Below are 16,596 nucleotides of genomic sequence, written 5' to 3' on the forward strand. Positions count from 1 at the left end.
CCTTCTTTATCTAACCGTTAACTGGCTTTTTCCGGATGTAGTGTGACATCGTTGATCGGAGCCATTGAAAATCTTGTTTGGAAATAAGCAGTCTTGGAATCTTCATTTTTAGAACGAATTTAACATTACATAAAATGAAAATGAACCGTAAAATCCCCGAAGACAGCATTGCTATCCCTGCACCCGTCAATCCATATCTCGGCACGAGTATGGACAGCAATGGAATGACGAGCGCCAATCCGACACCCTGTAGAATGGTAACCAGTTTGGGCTTACCCAACGCCATAAATTGTTGTGCCAGCACCATGGTCCCTCCACTGATAGCAACCTCAAGCACCAAGAACCGGAATACCGTGAGCGCTTGTTTAAACTCTTGACCATATAACAATGTAAATACAAACGGAGCAATCAGCATCAGCATCGCCGCAGCCAGAAAGGTTGCCGTTGATGTCACTCGAAATGCCCGAAATGTTATGGCCACCGCCTCTTCCTTATTCAGACCAGAGGCTTTGGGAAACAGCACGACAATGATCGAGGTAGAAAATACATTCACCATCCTGGCCAAGCTGACCGCTACTGCATATAAACCGAGATCAGCGGGTCTGAGCAGACCCGCAATCAAAATCTGATCAATATAAGTGGAAACCTGCCCCATGAGATCATTTCCGTATGAACCCATACCGTAGGTAAAGAGATTTTTAAATTGCGTCCAGCTGTTCTTTACCTTTGGTTTGTACAGCCGAATCATTCGTATCGTGACACCGATATAAATCGGCAAGCCTGGCAGTAAATAGGCCAATGCCGAGGTGTACGGATTCATATTTCCGGTTAAGATCAGAATCGCTAGACCCAGCAGTGTACTCAGCGGTACCAGATACCGGAATAAATTGTACTGCTTATATTCCGAGCGAACTTGAAGCAATGCATTATTGATCTGTGAAATCGCTATGAGCGGACACATCATCATGGAGCACTGCGCGAAAAGTATGACCGATGAAGAAAAAGAGCGCAGCCAATAAGGAATTAGAAAAACTCCGACGAGTGTCGCCAAGCCCCCGAACATGGTAGCCAGCAGCAAGGCCAGACCATACAGCTTGCCCGTTTCCTCCGGTTTCCTTTTCGCATTGTAAATCAATGCAGACGGGACACCGAAGCTCATGCAGAAGGCGAGAAATTGGGACCAGTTCACCATCGCTGTCTGTTCCCCGCGTCCAGTAGGACCCAGGAATCGTGCCGTTAGCACACCAGTCAGCATATTCACGACGAGAATCAGCATACTGAATATCATCGTTTTTACTGCTGCAGAGCTGTTATCCTTGCTTTTGGCAAACCGAATCACTGTGGACCATAGTGTCCGGACAGGTGCGGATAATGCTTGTAAGTTTTGCACAGCCTTTACCTTCTTTCCGCGATGACATCTTTTGCCCATAGTCCTATTCCGATCATCATCCAGATCAGATAGCCGCGCATACCGGGGAAACCATTATCTGATATGAGACTGGCTACAGCTCCGGCCCACGTAGCCAACGCCAGTCTGATATAAGGCTGACTGGCATCTCGTTCGGCAATACGGGCGAGAAGGCGCTTGATGATAACGAACAGACCACCGAAGAAAAAGAATGCCCCGAAAATACCGAAGGTGAGGAAAATGGCGATATATCCATTATCCATAATCCCAAGTTCGCCGAGATCGCCGCCGTTATCAAGCTTGGTTCCGATTCCTACACTCCCGATCCCCTGCCCGACCGGATTGCTAGCAATCGCCGGAAGCATCGTATGCAGTAAATCCAAACGTTCATTGTACGAATGATCCTGCTGAATATCCGTCAGCGTCTGCATGCGAGCCACCAAACCTTCTGCCCCTGGAAGTTTTGGAACAATGATGTAGAGAAGAAGGCCAACTAGAGCTAGTTGAAACAAGGTTTTCCACTTTCCCTTGGAAGATGAACTGAGAATGTAAGCCAGCAACATGACGAAGGCAATTAGCCAGGCTGAACGTACCAGCGTGATTAAGAGACAAACGACCGTCAGCAAGATTCCGATCCATCCCAAAGTGCCGCGCCAACGTTTTTCCATTAGCATGGGTACAAGTGCCATCGCCAGGAAAATAGCGCAGGGACCGGGCGAGTTCATGGAAGAAAATACTCTGATTTGAAGTGGTTCTGGAACACCAATGGAATTCATTTCTACATGATTCATCCAAAATGCATCCCACGGAGGCACCGTCAAGTACTGGATAATGCCGTAAATTGCCACAAGAACAGCAATGTTGGCATATGAATACAGCAGTCGGTCCAGCTCCTTCGCCTTCATGGGCTTAATCGCAAGATAAGGCAACAGGATCAAAGGAACCACATAATTGGCTAAATCATAAGCAAAAACAATACCATTTTTGAATAACCCGACCACACTTCCGTAGGCCAATTCTATGCCGAAAAATACAGCAATTCGGGTCAAGGGTTTTTCCGCCTGATGAATGCCTCGCAACACAGGAATAATCAACATACTGCTTACCAGCAGCGGTGCCACGCTCAACAAGGAAACCGAGTGATATGTTCCCTCCATCCAATCCGCAATGCGGCGGATTTCCGGGCCTACTGCCCACACTGCCAGTGTGTAAGGAATCAGTAGCCGCGATTGCAGGATCGCCAGCAGGAAGGCCGGAAAAACGAGCGCCAGCAATATGGCTCCCTGCTGGCTCATGGTGGGATTCATCTTGGCGCTGACAAATCCGATGGCGAGTGGCAGTATACAAGCCAGCAATCCCATGCCGATCATGCTGATTCCACGCCGATTTCCTAGCCAAACGGAAATCTGCTGATCTGCCAACCGACTCATGTTTCTCACCCCTGACCTCCCTTCATCCGCTTCCGCTTGAACATCTCCTTAAACAGCAGAACGAGAAATTGGGAATCCTCAATCAAATATCTTTTCCACAATCGTTTAGGCTCCTGAGACAACCTCCAGAACCATTCAAATCCCGTCTTCTGCATCAGCTCCGGTGCTCTTTTCACATTTCCCGACAGGAAATCAAAGGTCGCTCCCACCCCAATCGAAATCGGAGCACGGTAAGTCTCATAATATCTGTAGATCCATTTTTCCTGTTTAGGTGCGCCTACACCTACAAAAACGATGTCCGGGCGAGCCTCTTGAAGCAGTTGGATAATGTGCCTATTCTCCTCCTCGTTTTTCTCAAAGCCATAAGAAGGAGAGTAACAGCCCACCACATTCATGTTCGGATAAGATTCCTGGAGATTGAGCATAGCCTTCTCAGGAATACCGTCAGCTGCACCCAGAAAAAATAAACGATAGCCTCGATCCTCAAAAGCCTCTCCCAGCCGAGTGAACAAATCTGACCCGGACACCTTTTGTTTGAGGGGTTTTTTCAGTAACTTGGACGCCCATATGATAGGCATCCCATCGGCCACTACAGCTCCGGCATCCGAATACACCTTGCGGAATTCATCATCCTTGCGAAGCTTGATCACATGATCGACATTACAGGTCAAAATGTAGGAATGACGCTGATGTTCAATAGAAGTATCTATAAATTCGAGTAGATCATTAAAATCGTAATTATCAAAGTTGACATCGAACATGTTCACTCTGCTCATCGTATCACTTCTCTTTGCGAAAATCGGTTTGAGTAGATGTCTGGTATAACGCGTTCAAATACCAGCAAAATGGAATAATCATCTGAACCGTCGACAACGTATTATCTGAAAACGAGTAGATCAGAAAGCCTGCAATTAAGCTTGCAAAATAAGGTTTGATAGACTTGGCAAGCGACCGGTAAATGAGAGCGAACACGATCAGCAATGAAAGCATTAATAGCCCGCAACCGATATATCCCGTGTCAAAATAAAAGCGTATATACTCGTTATGCGGTACAACAAAGCCATTGAATAATGTCCCGTCGTTCGCGACCGTTACCGCGCCAAGACCTCTCCCTGACCAAGGGTAATCATGTACTCTGTTCAAAAAATATTCCCATGCCTCCGAGCGTCCCGACAGGTCAATGCCTGTATCGGTCTCCCGTTCGAAGGAGCGTTTTTTTAAATTGTTCCATTGCAGGGCCACCGCCCCCAGAGCAACCAAAAACGATCCGGCCAGCGGTAGCAAATAATTGACTTTCCCCTTGAGGTACTGACGGGCAATATCAAACAGATACACAGCAAACATTAATAACAATGCCAGAATCGGTCCACGTGTACCGGTGGCGATCAGAATCAGAAAGTTCAGTGCCAACACAGTGTAATAAAAAGCGGCTTGCTTGGGTTTACGCTTGACCTCAATTAGAGAGACAGCAATTCCGAGAAAGGAGAGCATTGCCAGATGCGGCGGTATATTCGCTCCTTGTACTCTGACTGCGCCCGTAAATTCTACATCCGTAAACGAATGCAGCCCTAGAACCTGCAAACCCAGTCCAATGACCACACTAATAATGGGCAACAAACTGATCAGTCGGATATGCTTTTCTGCCACATCCTTTTTCCACTGGATCAGTAAAAAAAAGAAAGGGAGTGATAAACCGACGAACGCCTTGACGGCAATCGAGGTCGTTAACAAAGGCAGCCATGCTGAAAATCCAAATGTGATCCCCAGCATGATCACCAATGCCCAGACCGGATAGCTGAACTTGAGACGTATGCCATACACGAGCATGCACGGCACCAGCAGAGCCAAAATGCCCAATTTGTACAATGACAAAATCTCAATACCGAACACGCCACCCTGATACAGAGAATCGACTGAGACTGCTGTACTTAGCAAAACAGCGTAGCTGATGCGCTCCGGATGATGTATGGAAACAGCCAGCAAGAGCAGTAAACATACCGCCGCAATACTGACCACCGGCTGATAGGTAGCCGCAATTCCTACAGCAAGAGCCCCCAGTAGAAAAATAAAAACATGCTGTATGGTGTTTATTCTAGTAGTCCAAGGATAGTTACTCATGTTCCATCTTTCACCCCGCAGCTGACTCGCTTTTCCGGTTGCGCAGTGTATCCAGCGTCCCACGGATACTTTCAAGCCTGCACCGGTTCAACAGCTTCCTGCCCTCACTACGCGCCAGCAGGGAATCCACAGTGATGTATAACACTTTGGCTGCCGTCTTCGCCATCAGCATCGCGTTACCGCGCAGACCTACGGCCTGAGCAGCGTTAGACATGCCCTGACAATAGTAGCGGTTCATGATCCATTCTTTCGTTAACCGTGAAGCCGGCACAAAATGTTCCACAGACATGTGTGGATGATACATAATCGTTCCACCATTTTTACGAATTTGCTCGAAAACCCACGATTCTTCACCAGATAGAAGGATATCTCCCTTTCTGCCTAGATGAAGCGGGAACATAACGGCGGCAAAAGCCGTTTTGCGCATCGCCATATTCGCTCCAAATGGATTCAGTCCCGACGGATATTCACGAACGGCTTTGCCCAGATCAATAATCGTGTAAGGCAGTTCAAGCGGGCCTGTCAGCCAACCCGGTCGTTCCGTCTCAAACATAGGGTCAATTTTCCCACCCATAGCCGTCAGCTCAGGATTGTTCCCGAATGCTGACATAATCGTTTGCAACCATGTAACACACGGAATTGCATCATCATCGAGAAAAGCAATGACTTCCGCTCTTGATAACGTAATGCCTGCATTACGAGCAGCAGACAGTCCTTGTTCGCGCTCATAATGATATCGGAGATGGATATTCTGACCATGGGCGACGGTGAACCTTTTGATCGTCGCTGCTGTATGATCAGTGGATCGGTTATCGACCACAATGATCTCAGCCAGTGCAAGGTCTTCCAGTTCCAGCAGGGACATTAACGTTTTCTCCAGCAGGTCCGCCCGGTTATAGGTGCAAATAACGACGGACACTGCGGGACATCGCTTGAATGCATCCATCAGTAAGCATCCTTGGAGAACAGCATTTTAACGCCTGTTTTCATGATGATTTTCAAATCGAGCCACGTATTGCGAACATGAATATACTTCAAATCCATTTGCACCATTTCTTCGAAGCCTACACTGTTACGTGCGCTCACCTGCCAGTAACCCGTACATCCCGGTGTTACAATCAGGCGTTGCTTATCATAATCGGAATATTGTTCGACCTCGCTGGGCAACGGCGGACGCGGACCGACTAAAGTCATGTCGCCGACCAACACGTTCCACAGCTGCGGAATCTCATCAATACTCGTCTTGCGCAGAAAACTGCCAATTTTCGTGATCCGAGGATCGTTTTTAATTTTGAACATGGCGCCGCTCACTTCATTCAGCTCCATCAAGTCCTTTTTCAGTTCCTCAGCATTGGACACCATTGAACGGAATTTATACATATCGAATAACTTCTCATTCTTGCCCACCCGAGTTTGCTTGAAAAACACGCTTCCCTTTGGGTCTTCGAGCTTAATCAAAACGCCTACCACTACAAAAAGCGGAAGCAAGACGATCAAGCCCACGAACGACAGCAGCATATCAAGGAGGCGTTTTGTGACCAGGTAGGACGTTTTATCCTGAATTTGTGTATTTCCGTATGGCATGTAAAACGCTTTACCTGACATGACAGCCTCGCCGTCCTCCGGTAAATTTTCCATGCTCATGCTGACGTACCCCCTCTCAACCTGCCGTGGTTGCTTTCTCGGTCTTTTTCAACCATTCATTCATGGCCTCCATAACCGGATACTTCAAATCATCGCTGGCAAGTGCAAATTCAAGTGTGGTTAGAATATATCCAAGACGTTCACCTACGTCATAACGTGTGCCTTCAAAATCATAGGCGTACACACGCTCACTCTGATTCAGCTTTTGGATCGCATCCGTTAACTGAATTTCGCCGCCAGCTCCTTTTTCTTGAAGATCAAGATATTTGAAAATTTTCGGCGAGAACACGTAGCGACCCATAATGGCCAAATCGGATGGCGCTGTGCCTGGAGCCGGTTTTTCAATAAAATTATTCACTCGGTACAAGCGTCCGTCCTGCTGATCCGGTTCAATGATGCCGTACCGGTTCGTAAATTCTTGCGGTACCCGCTGCACACCGATAACCGAATTTTGAGTTTCCTCATACTGATCCATCAGCTGACGAAGGCAAGGCTTCTGACCTGTTACGATATCATCGCCCAGCAGCACACCAAACGGCTCGTCCCCGATAAAGCGTCTTGCGCACCATACCGCATGTCCGAGACCTTTGGGTTCTTTTTGGCGAATGTAGTGAATTTCCACTCCCGAAGAACGCTGTACTTCCTCCAGAAGCTTCAGCTTACCGTCCTCAAGCAGTTTGGATTCCAGCTCAAATGCGTTGTCAAAGTGGTCCTCAATGGCACGTTTGCCTTTACCCGTAACGATAATAATGTCCTCAATACCAGAAGCAATCGCTTCTTCCACGATATATTGAATCGTAGGCTTGTTGATAATTGGAAGCATTTCCTTAGGCATCGCTTTTGTGGCAGGGAGGAAGCGCGTACCTAACCCTGCTGCTGGAATAATGGCCTTTTTCACTCTTTTCGTCATCGCACTCATTCTCCTTGCTTCATCGAATTTTGGTGTTGCTTACTTCACCTGATTCATCACAATTCCAACCAGCGTCGCACTGGCCTGCTCCATGAGTTGCTTTGTTTTACGTAGATCTTCCCGTTTGGTACGACCATGTCTGGCAACGAGAATCACACCATCCGTTAAGCCTGCAATCAGGCGAGCATCCGTATAATTCAGCGCCGGAGCCGAATCGAGTAAAATGATGTCATATTCACGTTTGAGTTCTTCCAGTAGCTCAGCCATACGTTCGCTACCGAGCAGATCTGCTGCGTTGTACAGGGTGTCTCCACCGGGAACAACCGATAGCTCCAGGCCACCATGCCTAACGATAGACTTGGAAGAAGTCCCACCGCGCAAATAAGCCGATAGACCTCCGGTATTCTCCATTCCGAATATCTCGTGCAGCGCTGGTTTATGCAGATTGCAATCCACCAGAGCCACCTTCTTGCCTTCTTGTGCAAAGGAAACTCCGATGTTGGCGAGCAGTGTTGTTTTACCCGCTCCGCTTTCCGGCGAGGTCAACAATAGAACCGTGCCACGGTCCTTTTGCCCAATCACCTGCTGCCGGATGTATGTACGGAGGGATCGAAATGATTCCGAGATATACGATGATGGATTACTTTCTGTAATCAACATGTCATTCAATCGCAGCATATTTACGCTCCCCTACCCGTTCTTTGGAATTTCCGGCTGCTCCATCGACGTCCTTCTTGCGAATGACTGGAATCGATGCAATTACCGGAATACCGATGTCCGCGTCCGCTTCTTTCTCCGAGCGCAGCGTACCGTTAATGCTTTCCAGGAACACAATCGTGCCCAATGCAATCATCAGCGATACGAGAAAACTAATCGCAATATTCATGAGTGGGTTCCCATTAATCGGGTCAGGATTGGCCTGAGGGTCCGCTTCATTTAAAATTTTCACATTATTCAATTCCATCAATCCCGGAACTGTCTGTACAAATTTCTGGGTTACCGCGTTTACAACCGCTGCGGCCTGTGGATAGCTCCCTGCCTCAAACGTCAAACCGATAACCTGACTTTTATCCGAGGATTTAATCTGCAGTTTCTCTGCCAACTTCTGCTGCGTCAAACCGAACTCAGGATGAGCCTCTACAACAGCGTCCATAATTTTAGGTGAAGTGAGAATTTGCTTGTAGCTTTCCACCAAATTAAGACTTGTGTTGACGTCGTTCAGATTGTTGCTCCCCTGCTTGGCGGAAATATGATTAACCAGCAGTTGGCTTGAAGCGGAATAGACTGGCTTCACGACATTGTCGCTCACAAAGTATGTTGTTACACATGAGAGAATGACAAAAATTGCGATCAGCCACAATCTTCTTTTGATCAGGACTAGATAATCCAAAATGGTTTTCTCCACAAAAATCCTCCCTCCTACACAATTTCTCTTCATATTTAAGTATGACTTTATTGTAACAATTGGCTCTGTGAACGACATGGAACCGAATGGCACTTTCTCCCTCACTATGGGGGGAGGGAAATGTATACTTTCGGATACGGCATGGTATACTTTTGTACCATGCTTTGTCGATTATGGAAAAATAAATCGAAAAAAGCCTCAAAATCACAAAACTTGGTGATTTTGAGGCTTTTCTTTCCACTCGCACATGAAAGTGCAGCGTAGCTTATAGAGTCAGCGCATCATTGTTGGCTCGTACTTCGCCAGACCGATGGCATTGGCATACAATGCTGCCTGCGTACGATCCGCCAGCCGCAGCTTGGCCAGTATCTGACTGACATGCTTTTTGACTGTGAACTCACTGATAAATAACCGGGATGCAATTTCACGATTGCAAGCTCCTTGTCCCAGCTCGACCAGCACTTCCTTTTCCTTTGGCGTCAGGTCGTCGGTCAGATTGCCCGCATCTTCACGCAGCTTGTTTTCGAGAATAGCCGGATCATAATATTTGCGTCCTTTGTTGACAAGATGAATCGCGTAAATTAGTTCCTCAGGCAATGCTTCCTTAAGCACATAACCGTCCACGGAAGCTTCCTCTGCTTTTAGAAAATCTTCACGTGTTGCGGAAGAAGTCAGCAAAATAAATTTGCTTCTGAAACCGCGTCCGCGCGCTATCTTGATAATATCCAGCCCCGATTCATCAGCTAGTTTCAAATCCAGCAGCACCAGATCCGGATCTGTTTCCTCAATCACCATAAGTGCTTCCTGTTGATTCTGGGCCTCTCCCGCAAACTGAACATTGGGCTGCATGGATATAACCGCAGCGAGTCCTTTCCGTACTAAAGGATGATCATCGACAATGACAATTTTCATGATTCGGCCTCCTGTCTACAGTTCAGGATTTGCATAATCCCTATGTATCCGATTGTTACCGCAGATTTTGTATTGCAGAATGTTCACACATTTTATTCGAGGATTTTGCAAAATCCTCATTCATAAGCATTTACCGGAATGGACAATCGGATCTGTGTTCCCTCTCCGATTCGACTTGAAATATCAAATTCGCCTCCCATCGATTGAGCTAAATATTCCATATTCATCATGCCCAGGCCCCCGCCTGCACTGACCGCCTCACCTCCTGCTACCATTCTCGCCGTCTCAAACCCTACTCCGTCGTCATGAATAGACAGTCTAATCACTTGGGGCGTCAATTTTAACTTCACATCAATCCGCTTGGCCAATCCATGACGGATTGCGTTCCCCGCCGCTTCGGAAATGATGCGGAATAAAGCCTTTTGGTACAAATACGGAAGTGAATAATGATCACCATGAATGTCAAAATCAATTTGTACATGGTTCAGCTTGGAGAGTGTATGAAGATGACTTTTCACCGTCCCTAACCAAGTTGAGCCTCCGCTTTTTTTCGAACTTAAACTATGAATCGCCCCTTTCAGCTCTCTAACCGCTTGGTTGGCTGATTGCTGAATTAGATCAATTTGCTCCTCCACCTGCTCCTTTGGCTGATGACACCAGGTTTGCCGGAGAGAATGCGTTGCGTACACAATACCAAAAAGACTTTGAGAAACATTGTCATGCATTTCATTTGCAATCCGGTTCTGCTCATTCGTCACAATCAGCTGATTTTCAATACGCTCCAGCTCATAGCGCTCCAAGAACACAGCGCTCAGCTCAGCCAAGAATATCAGTTGTTGCACGAGCCAGCGTCTTCCTGTCAGACTTTGATCCGGGCCCAGCTTGAGGCCAATCGTCGCTACAAAACGGGTCGTCATCGGTACGGTAATCATGAGGAAATCGCCCCATTCTGGCAGATGTCTAAAAAATGGTTCACGCTCTTCCCTGAATTCCTCCCGATAATTCCCCAGCTCCTCGAATAGCTGCTCCTCCTCCTCTACCGTCCAGCCTGTCTGGCTGCTTTCCGGTGCATCCTCCTCCTGACTATCCAGCCAGAAAAATGCACGGCTCTGCTTGGTTAGCTTGACCGTATAGTCCGAGATGACCTGACCGAGATTTAAAGCCTCATTGTGGCTGGTCGTCTCCATGATGTGGTAAATCGACTTGATATGATCCATCGTCTCATTGGCTTGTTCTTTTGCCACCTTCAGTTCGTCCTTCATGACGCCGATAACCTGCATTGCCATCGTAGTTGCGATCAGTACCAGAAACAAATTGATGTTCTGCAATATAAGATCCCACAAAAAATATTGACCTGGTGTAAAAAAGATATAACAAAATGTAAGCACCAAGCCGATATAAGAAAGGAGGAGTGTCCAACTGTATCTCATAGACAGATGAGCACAAGCCACCAGCATGGGGGTAATCACATACCATTTGAACGGGCTATCCATCCCTCCGGTTGGGAACAACAACAAAATGATCCCTGCTGTCTCTAGTGCAATGCTACATTTCAATACCATATCATGAAGTCTGTATTTACGGTAAATCCAAGTAAATGCTGTAACGGATAAAAATAGAAAACCAATCAGTAATAGCTTCTGCCACACGATTAATCTAGATGATTCGAACAGAAAAACAAGTGACGTTAAAGATAGTGATACATAACGGTATAAAAAAATCATTTGGTCTTCTGCTGACTTCCTCAACTTCATCCTGTCACCCTATTCTGTGTTTTGAAGGGACGATGGGCATATTAGGTTTGTTTGTGTTTGTGTACTCTAAAAAAATCATAACCAATCCAAAAATAAATAACAAGACATAAACTCTTACGTAAACGGTTACATTCCAAAAAAATTGGTACTTTTTATAACATATTTACCGTTTCAGGAAAACATTTTGGGGGTAATGTCAGAATTTATGACGTTTGTCAAGGAAATAAATCACATTTTAGTAACCTAAAAAAGACTTGCTGGTACCACCGTGATTATAACAGCGGTATTCAGCGAGTCCTTTTTTAGTAAGTTTGGTAGTCTACATTTTAGCCCCCGGCACGCGCCAATTCACGCATATTGGCTTCAAATGCTGCCAACAGAGCTTCATCTCCGCTCAAACCAGTTGCCTCTTCTTTTTGGATCTGTTCAACCATACGCTTGTAATCCTTTGGAATCACTCGTACAAACTGCTGAATCGCAGTCTGCCAATCATCCAAAATACGTTGTCCCGCTTCACTACCCGTGTAAGTGACATGGCGTTGAATCAAGCCGCGCAAATCCGCTGCTTCTGCAGGATCTTCCACACCTTCCAGCAACACCATTTCCAGATTACAACGGCTCAGGAACGTCCCCTCAGGGTCATAGACATAGGCAATACCTCCGGACATTCCGGCTCCAAAATTCCGTCCGGTTCCACCCAATACAGCTACACGTCCGCCCGTCATATATTCGCAACCATGATCACCAACGCCCTCAACTACAATACGTGCGCCGGAGTTCCGAACGGCAAAGCGCTCGCCTGCGATTCCGCTAATGTAAGCTTCACCGCTGGTTGCTCCATACAAGGCTGTATTTCCGATAATAATGTTTTCTTCTGCCTTAAAGGTCGCTTTGTGAGACTTTTTCACAATAACCTTACCGCCAGATAGCCCTTTACCAACATAGTCATTGCTATCGCCTTCCACGCTCAGCGTGATGCCTTTCGGAATAAATGCCCCGAAGCTCTGACCTGCCGATCCAATAAAGTTAAAGCGAATTGTATCCTCAGGCAGACCCGCCGCTCCATACTTACGGGTGACCTCGCTGCCCAGAATCGTTCCTACCGCCCGATTCACGTTTGTAATAGGTAAGGTACCCTCAACAGGCTTTCCGTTCTCCAGCGCTTCCGCAGCCATCGGTACGAGCTGTTGCATGTCGAGTGTTTCTTCCAGACCGTGATTTTGGCGTTGTACGCGGTAACGTACACTACCTTCTTCCAACTCAGGAACATGCAACAGCAAGCTCAGGTCTACGCCCTTCTTCTTCCAGTGCGAATCGGCGTTCACGGTATCCAGACAATCCGTACGTCCAATCATTTCCTGAATCGTACGGAAGCCCAATTCCGCCATAATTTCACGGACATCTTCTGCGATGAAACGCATAAAATTCACCACATGGGCAGGATCGCCCATATAATTTTTGCGTAGCTCCGGATTCTGCGTAGCCACACCAACCGGACATGTATCCATTTGGCATACCCGCATCATAATACAGCCCAACGCTACGAGCGGCGCTGTAGAGAAGCCGTATTCTTCCGCGCCCAACAGGGCAGCTACTACCAAATCGCGGCCAGACAGCATCTTACCGTCTGTCTCCAATACTACGCGGTCGCGCAGGTTGTTTAGCATTAGCGTCTGATGCGTCTCCGCCAGGCCCAGCTCCCAGGGCATACCCGCATGGCGGATGGAGCCTTGCGGGGAAGCGCCTGTACCACCGTCGTAACCGCTGACCAGAATAATGTCAGCACGGCCTTTTGCTACTCCTGTAGCAATCGTGCCTACGCCTACTTCTGACACCAGTTTCACGTTAATGTCAGCACGCGGATTGGCGTTTTTGAGATCATAGATGAGCTCTGCCAAATCCTCGATAGAATAAATATCGTGATGCGGCGGTGGTGAAATCAAACCTACTCCTGGCGTAGAACCACGTACCTCAGCGACCCAAGGGTATACCTTACGTCCTGGCAGTTGTCCACCTTCGCCCGGCTTCGCGCCTTGCGCCATTTTGATCTGAATTTCGTCGGCATTCACCAAGTAATTCGATGTTACACCGAATCGGCCCGACGCTACCTGCTTAATCGAACTGCGGCGAGAATCGCCATTGGCATCCGGTATGAAACGTGCTGGGTTCTCCCCACCTTCACCCGTATTGCTCTTGCCACCGATCCGATTCATCGCAATCGCCATATCTTCATGCGCTTCCTGACTGATCGAGCCAAAGGACATGGCTCCTGTCTTGAAACGACGCATAATGGATGCAGCGGATTCCACTTCTTCCAGCGGCACAGGCTCACCCGAAGGCTTTAACTGAAGCATGGAGCGGATCGTCAAATACTGTTCAGATTCACCCTGTACCAGCTTGGCGTACTTCTTGTAAAGCTCGTAGTCTCCCGAGCGTACCGACTGCTGGAGCAAATGCACCGTTTGCGGGTTAAACAAATGCTCTTCCCCATCGTTACGCCATTGATAGTCGCCGCCCGAATCCAGTACTTTGTCGTTGCCGTCCTTGTCAGTGAAAGCACGATTATGATGAACCAGCGCTTCCGTAGTCACTTCCTCCAGACCAATACCGCCAATGCGGGAAGGTGTCCAGGTGAAATAACGGTCAACAAAATCCTGTTTCAGACCTACAGCCTCAAAAATTTGTGCTCCACGGTACGACTGAATCGTGGAAATACCCATTTTGGACAATATTTTAACGACACCCTTCGTTGCCGCTTTAATATAATTTTTAACTGCCTTTTCGTGCGAGATGCCGCGCAACAAGCCCTGCTGAATCATGACATCCAGCGTTTCAAAAGCCAGATACGGATTAACCGCGCTCACACCGTAGCCAAGCAGCACCGCATAATGGTGAATATCCCTTGGCTCCCCGGACTCCAGCAAAATGCTCACACGTGTGCGTGTACCCTGCTTAATCAGATGGTGATGCAGGCTGGAAACAGCTAGCAACGCCGGAATGGCCGCATTTTCCGCATCCACTCCACGGTCGGACAAAATCAGGATGTTATGACCTTTGTCAATGACACGGTCAGCCGCCTCAAACAATCCTTCCAGCGCCTTGCGTAAGCCCTCAGCGCCTTCCTTCGCTTCAAAGAAGATCGGAATCGTCATCGATTTGAAGCCAGGACGGTGTACGTGGCGAATTTTGGCAAACTCCTCATTCGACAACACCGGCGAATCCAAACGAATCTGACGACAGCTTTCCGGTTCTGGATGCAGTAAATTGCGCTCTGGTCCAATCGTGGTTGCGGTTGACGTTACAATCTCTTCACGAATGGCGTCAATCGGCGGGTTCGTGACTTGGGCAAACATTTGTTTAAAGTAATTGTACAAACGTTGCGGACGGTCAGACAGCACCGCCAATGGGGCATCGTACCCCATTGAACCAATCGGTTCTGCACCTGTAAGTGCCATCGGTTCCAGAATTTTGCGCAGTTCTTCAAACGTATATCCAAACGCAAGCTGAAGCTGATTTACATTTTCATGTTTAGGCTCCGGCTGTTCCAGTGCTTCCGGCAGCTCATCCAGATCAACCAAGTGCTCATCCAGCCATTGCTGATAAGGTTCCTCGGAAGCAATACGTTCCTTTAACTCTTCGTCAGAAACGATACGGCCTTCTTGAGTATCAACCAGCAGCATACGACCCGGACGGAGACGATCCTTATAGAGCACATTTTCAGGAGCAATATCCAATACGCCCGCCTCTGAAGACAGTGCGATCAGATCGTCCTTGGTCACATAGTAACGTGCAGGACGCAGACCGTTGCGGTCGAGAATCGCCCCGATTTGGATACCATCTGTAAACGCCATCGCAGCAGGTCCGTCCCACGGCTCCATCATGGTGCTGTGATATTCATAAAATGCTCGTTTCTTCGGGTCCATGGTTTCATGCTTGTTCCAAGGTTCCGGCACCATCATCATGGCTACATGAGGAAGGGAACGTCCGCTTAGATACAGAAACTCTAGTGTATTATCAAACATGGCTGTATCTGAGCCATCTGGGTTAATGACTGGTTTTACCTTCTTGATATCTCCGCCAAACGCTTCGCTTTCAAACTGCGCCTGGCGAGCATGCATCCAGTTCACGTTGCCGCGCATAGTATTAATTTCGCCGTTGTGAATCATAAAACGATAAGGATGCGCACGATCCCAGCTCGGGAACGTATTCGTGCTAAAACGGGAATGGACCAGCGCGATCGCCGATGTCACCCGCTCATCCTGCAAATCCAAATAAAATTTGCCTACCTGCTCGGTTGTGAGCATTCCTTTGTATACAACCTTGCGACATGACAAACTTGGAATATAGAACGACTCACCGTTCTCATCCTCTTGGTTATAGCGAATAGCAAGCTCTGCACGTTTGCGAATGACATACAGTTTCCGTTCGAAGTCCAGCTCTTCCTTCAAATCGCTACTGCGACCGATGAATACCTGACGCACGCCTGGTTTAGCTGCTTTTGCCGATTTACCCAGCATTTCGTCATAAGTTGGAACATCGCGAAAACCCAAACAATTTTGACCTTCGTCCACGATGATATCTCTTAGCTTCTGCTCATGCACCTCACGAACTTTTGGATCATTGGATACAAAAAGCATACCCACGCCATAATGTCCGGCCTTTGGCAATTTAAAGCCCAATCGCTCCGCTTCCTCTTGAAAAAACAGATGAGGAACTTGAATCATGATCCCTGCTCCGTCACCGGAGTTTGGTTCACTTCCCTGACCGCCCCGATGCTCCATATTCACGAGCATGGTCAAAGCCTGACTTACAATATTGTGCGATGGTTTTCCCTTGATGTGGGCAACAAAGCCCATGCCGCAGGCGTCTTTTTCGAATTGGGGATCATATAGTCCCTGTTTGGGTGGTAAACCTGTCTGTCTCATGGAACGCAACCTTTCTGTTATAAAGTCATGCTGGCCTAAATACAGGCGGCCGAATAGAAGACAGTGGCGACAAGAGGTAACTCAAAGAAC

12 protein-coding genes are annotated in these 16,596 nt (G+C 47.7%); all 12 read right to left on the minus strand.

Going from position 1 to position 16,596, the window contains the following annotated elements:
- Positions 1 to 10: 10 nt before the first annotated feature.
- Positions 11 to 1,390: a lipopolysaccharide biosynthesis protein gene (locus NLX74_RS16430; RefSeq protein WP_061830278.1), complete on the minus strand. Its 1,380-nt coding sequence runs from the start codon at positions 1,388 to 1,390 to the stop codon at positions 11 to 13.
- Between the two features lie 5 nt (positions 1,391 to 1,395).
- Positions 1,396 to 2,838: an O-antigen ligase family protein gene (locus NLX74_RS16435; protein ID WP_254329330.1), complete on the minus strand. Its 1,443-nt coding sequence runs from the start codon at positions 2,836 to 2,838 to the stop codon at positions 1,396 to 1,398.
- 5 nt (positions 2,839 to 2,843) lie between these two features.
- On the minus strand, positions 2,844 to 3,614 hold the full coding sequence (locus NLX74_RS16440) for a WecB/TagA/CpsF family glycosyltransferase (RefSeq protein ID WP_028543109.1): 771 nt from the start codon (positions 3,612 to 3,614) through the stop codon (positions 2,844 to 2,846).
- 4 nt (positions 3,615 to 3,618) lie between these two features.
- A complete protein-coding gene (locus NLX74_RS16445) occupies positions 3,619 to 4,956 on the minus strand; it encodes an O-antigen ligase family protein (RefSeq protein WP_071639860.1) in 1,338 nt (445 codons plus the stop codon).
- 10 nt (positions 4,957 to 4,966) lie between these two features.
- A complete protein-coding gene (locus tag NLX74_RS16450) occupies positions 4,967 to 5,902 on the minus strand; it encodes a glycosyltransferase (protein WP_061830280.1) in 936 nt (311 codons plus the stop codon).
- Positions 5,902 to 6,600, minus strand: a complete 699-nt coding sequence (locus NLX74_RS16455) for a sugar transferase (RefSeq protein ID WP_013309152.1) — start codon at positions 6,598 to 6,600, stop codon at positions 5,902 to 5,904. The genes NLX74_RS16450 and NLX74_RS16455 overlap by 1 nt, the downstream gene beginning before the upstream one ends.
- A gap of 16 nt (positions 6,601 to 6,616) precedes the next feature.
- Positions 6,617 to 7,510 (minus strand): UTP--glucose-1-phosphate uridylyltransferase GalU, encoded by an 894-nt coding sequence (gene galU / locus NLX74_RS16460; RefSeq protein ID WP_013309151.1) that lies wholly within the window; start codon positions 7,508 to 7,510, stop codon positions 6,617 to 6,619.
- A 39-nt stretch (positions 7,511 to 7,549) separates the two neighbouring features.
- Positions 7,550 to 8,188 (minus strand): CpsD/CapB family tyrosine-protein kinase, encoded by a 639-nt coding sequence (locus NLX74_RS16465; RefSeq protein ID WP_235307594.1) that lies wholly within the window; start codon positions 8,186 to 8,188, stop codon positions 7,550 to 7,552.
- Positions 8,172 to 8,915, minus strand: a complete 744-nt coding sequence (locus NLX74_RS16470) for a YveK family protein (RefSeq protein WP_235307593.1) — start codon at positions 8,913 to 8,915, stop codon at positions 8,172 to 8,174. The genes NLX74_RS16465 and NLX74_RS16470 overlap by 17 nt, the downstream gene beginning before the upstream one ends.
- Before the next feature lie 273 nt (positions 8,916 to 9,188).
- Positions 9,189 to 9,827 carry a response regulator gene (locus NLX74_RS16475; RefSeq protein WP_235307592.1) on the minus strand — a complete coding sequence of 213 codons (639 nt, stop codon included), beginning with the start codon at positions 9,825 to 9,827 and terminating at the stop codon, positions 9,189 to 9,191.
- Between the two features lie 116 nt (positions 9,828 to 9,943).
- Positions 9,944 to 11,581: a sensor histidine kinase gene (locus NLX74_RS16480; protein WP_061830283.1), complete on the minus strand. Its 1,638-nt coding sequence runs from the start codon at positions 11,579 to 11,581 to the stop codon at positions 9,944 to 9,946.
- A 326-nt stretch (positions 11,582 to 11,907) separates the two neighbouring features.
- Positions 11,908 to 16,506, minus strand: coding sequence for a glutamate synthase large subunit (gltB, locus tag NLX74_RS16485; RefSeq protein ID WP_254329331.1), 4,599 nt, complete (start codon positions 16,504 to 16,506; stop codon positions 11,908 to 11,910).
- Positions 16,507 to 16,596: the final 90 nt, after the last annotated feature.

The sequence above is a fragment of the Paenibacillus sp. MZ03-122A genome (assembly GCF_024213325.1).
Lineage (GTDB): Bacteria > Bacillota > Bacilli > Paenibacillales > Paenibacillaceae > Paenibacillus > Paenibacillus polymyxa_B.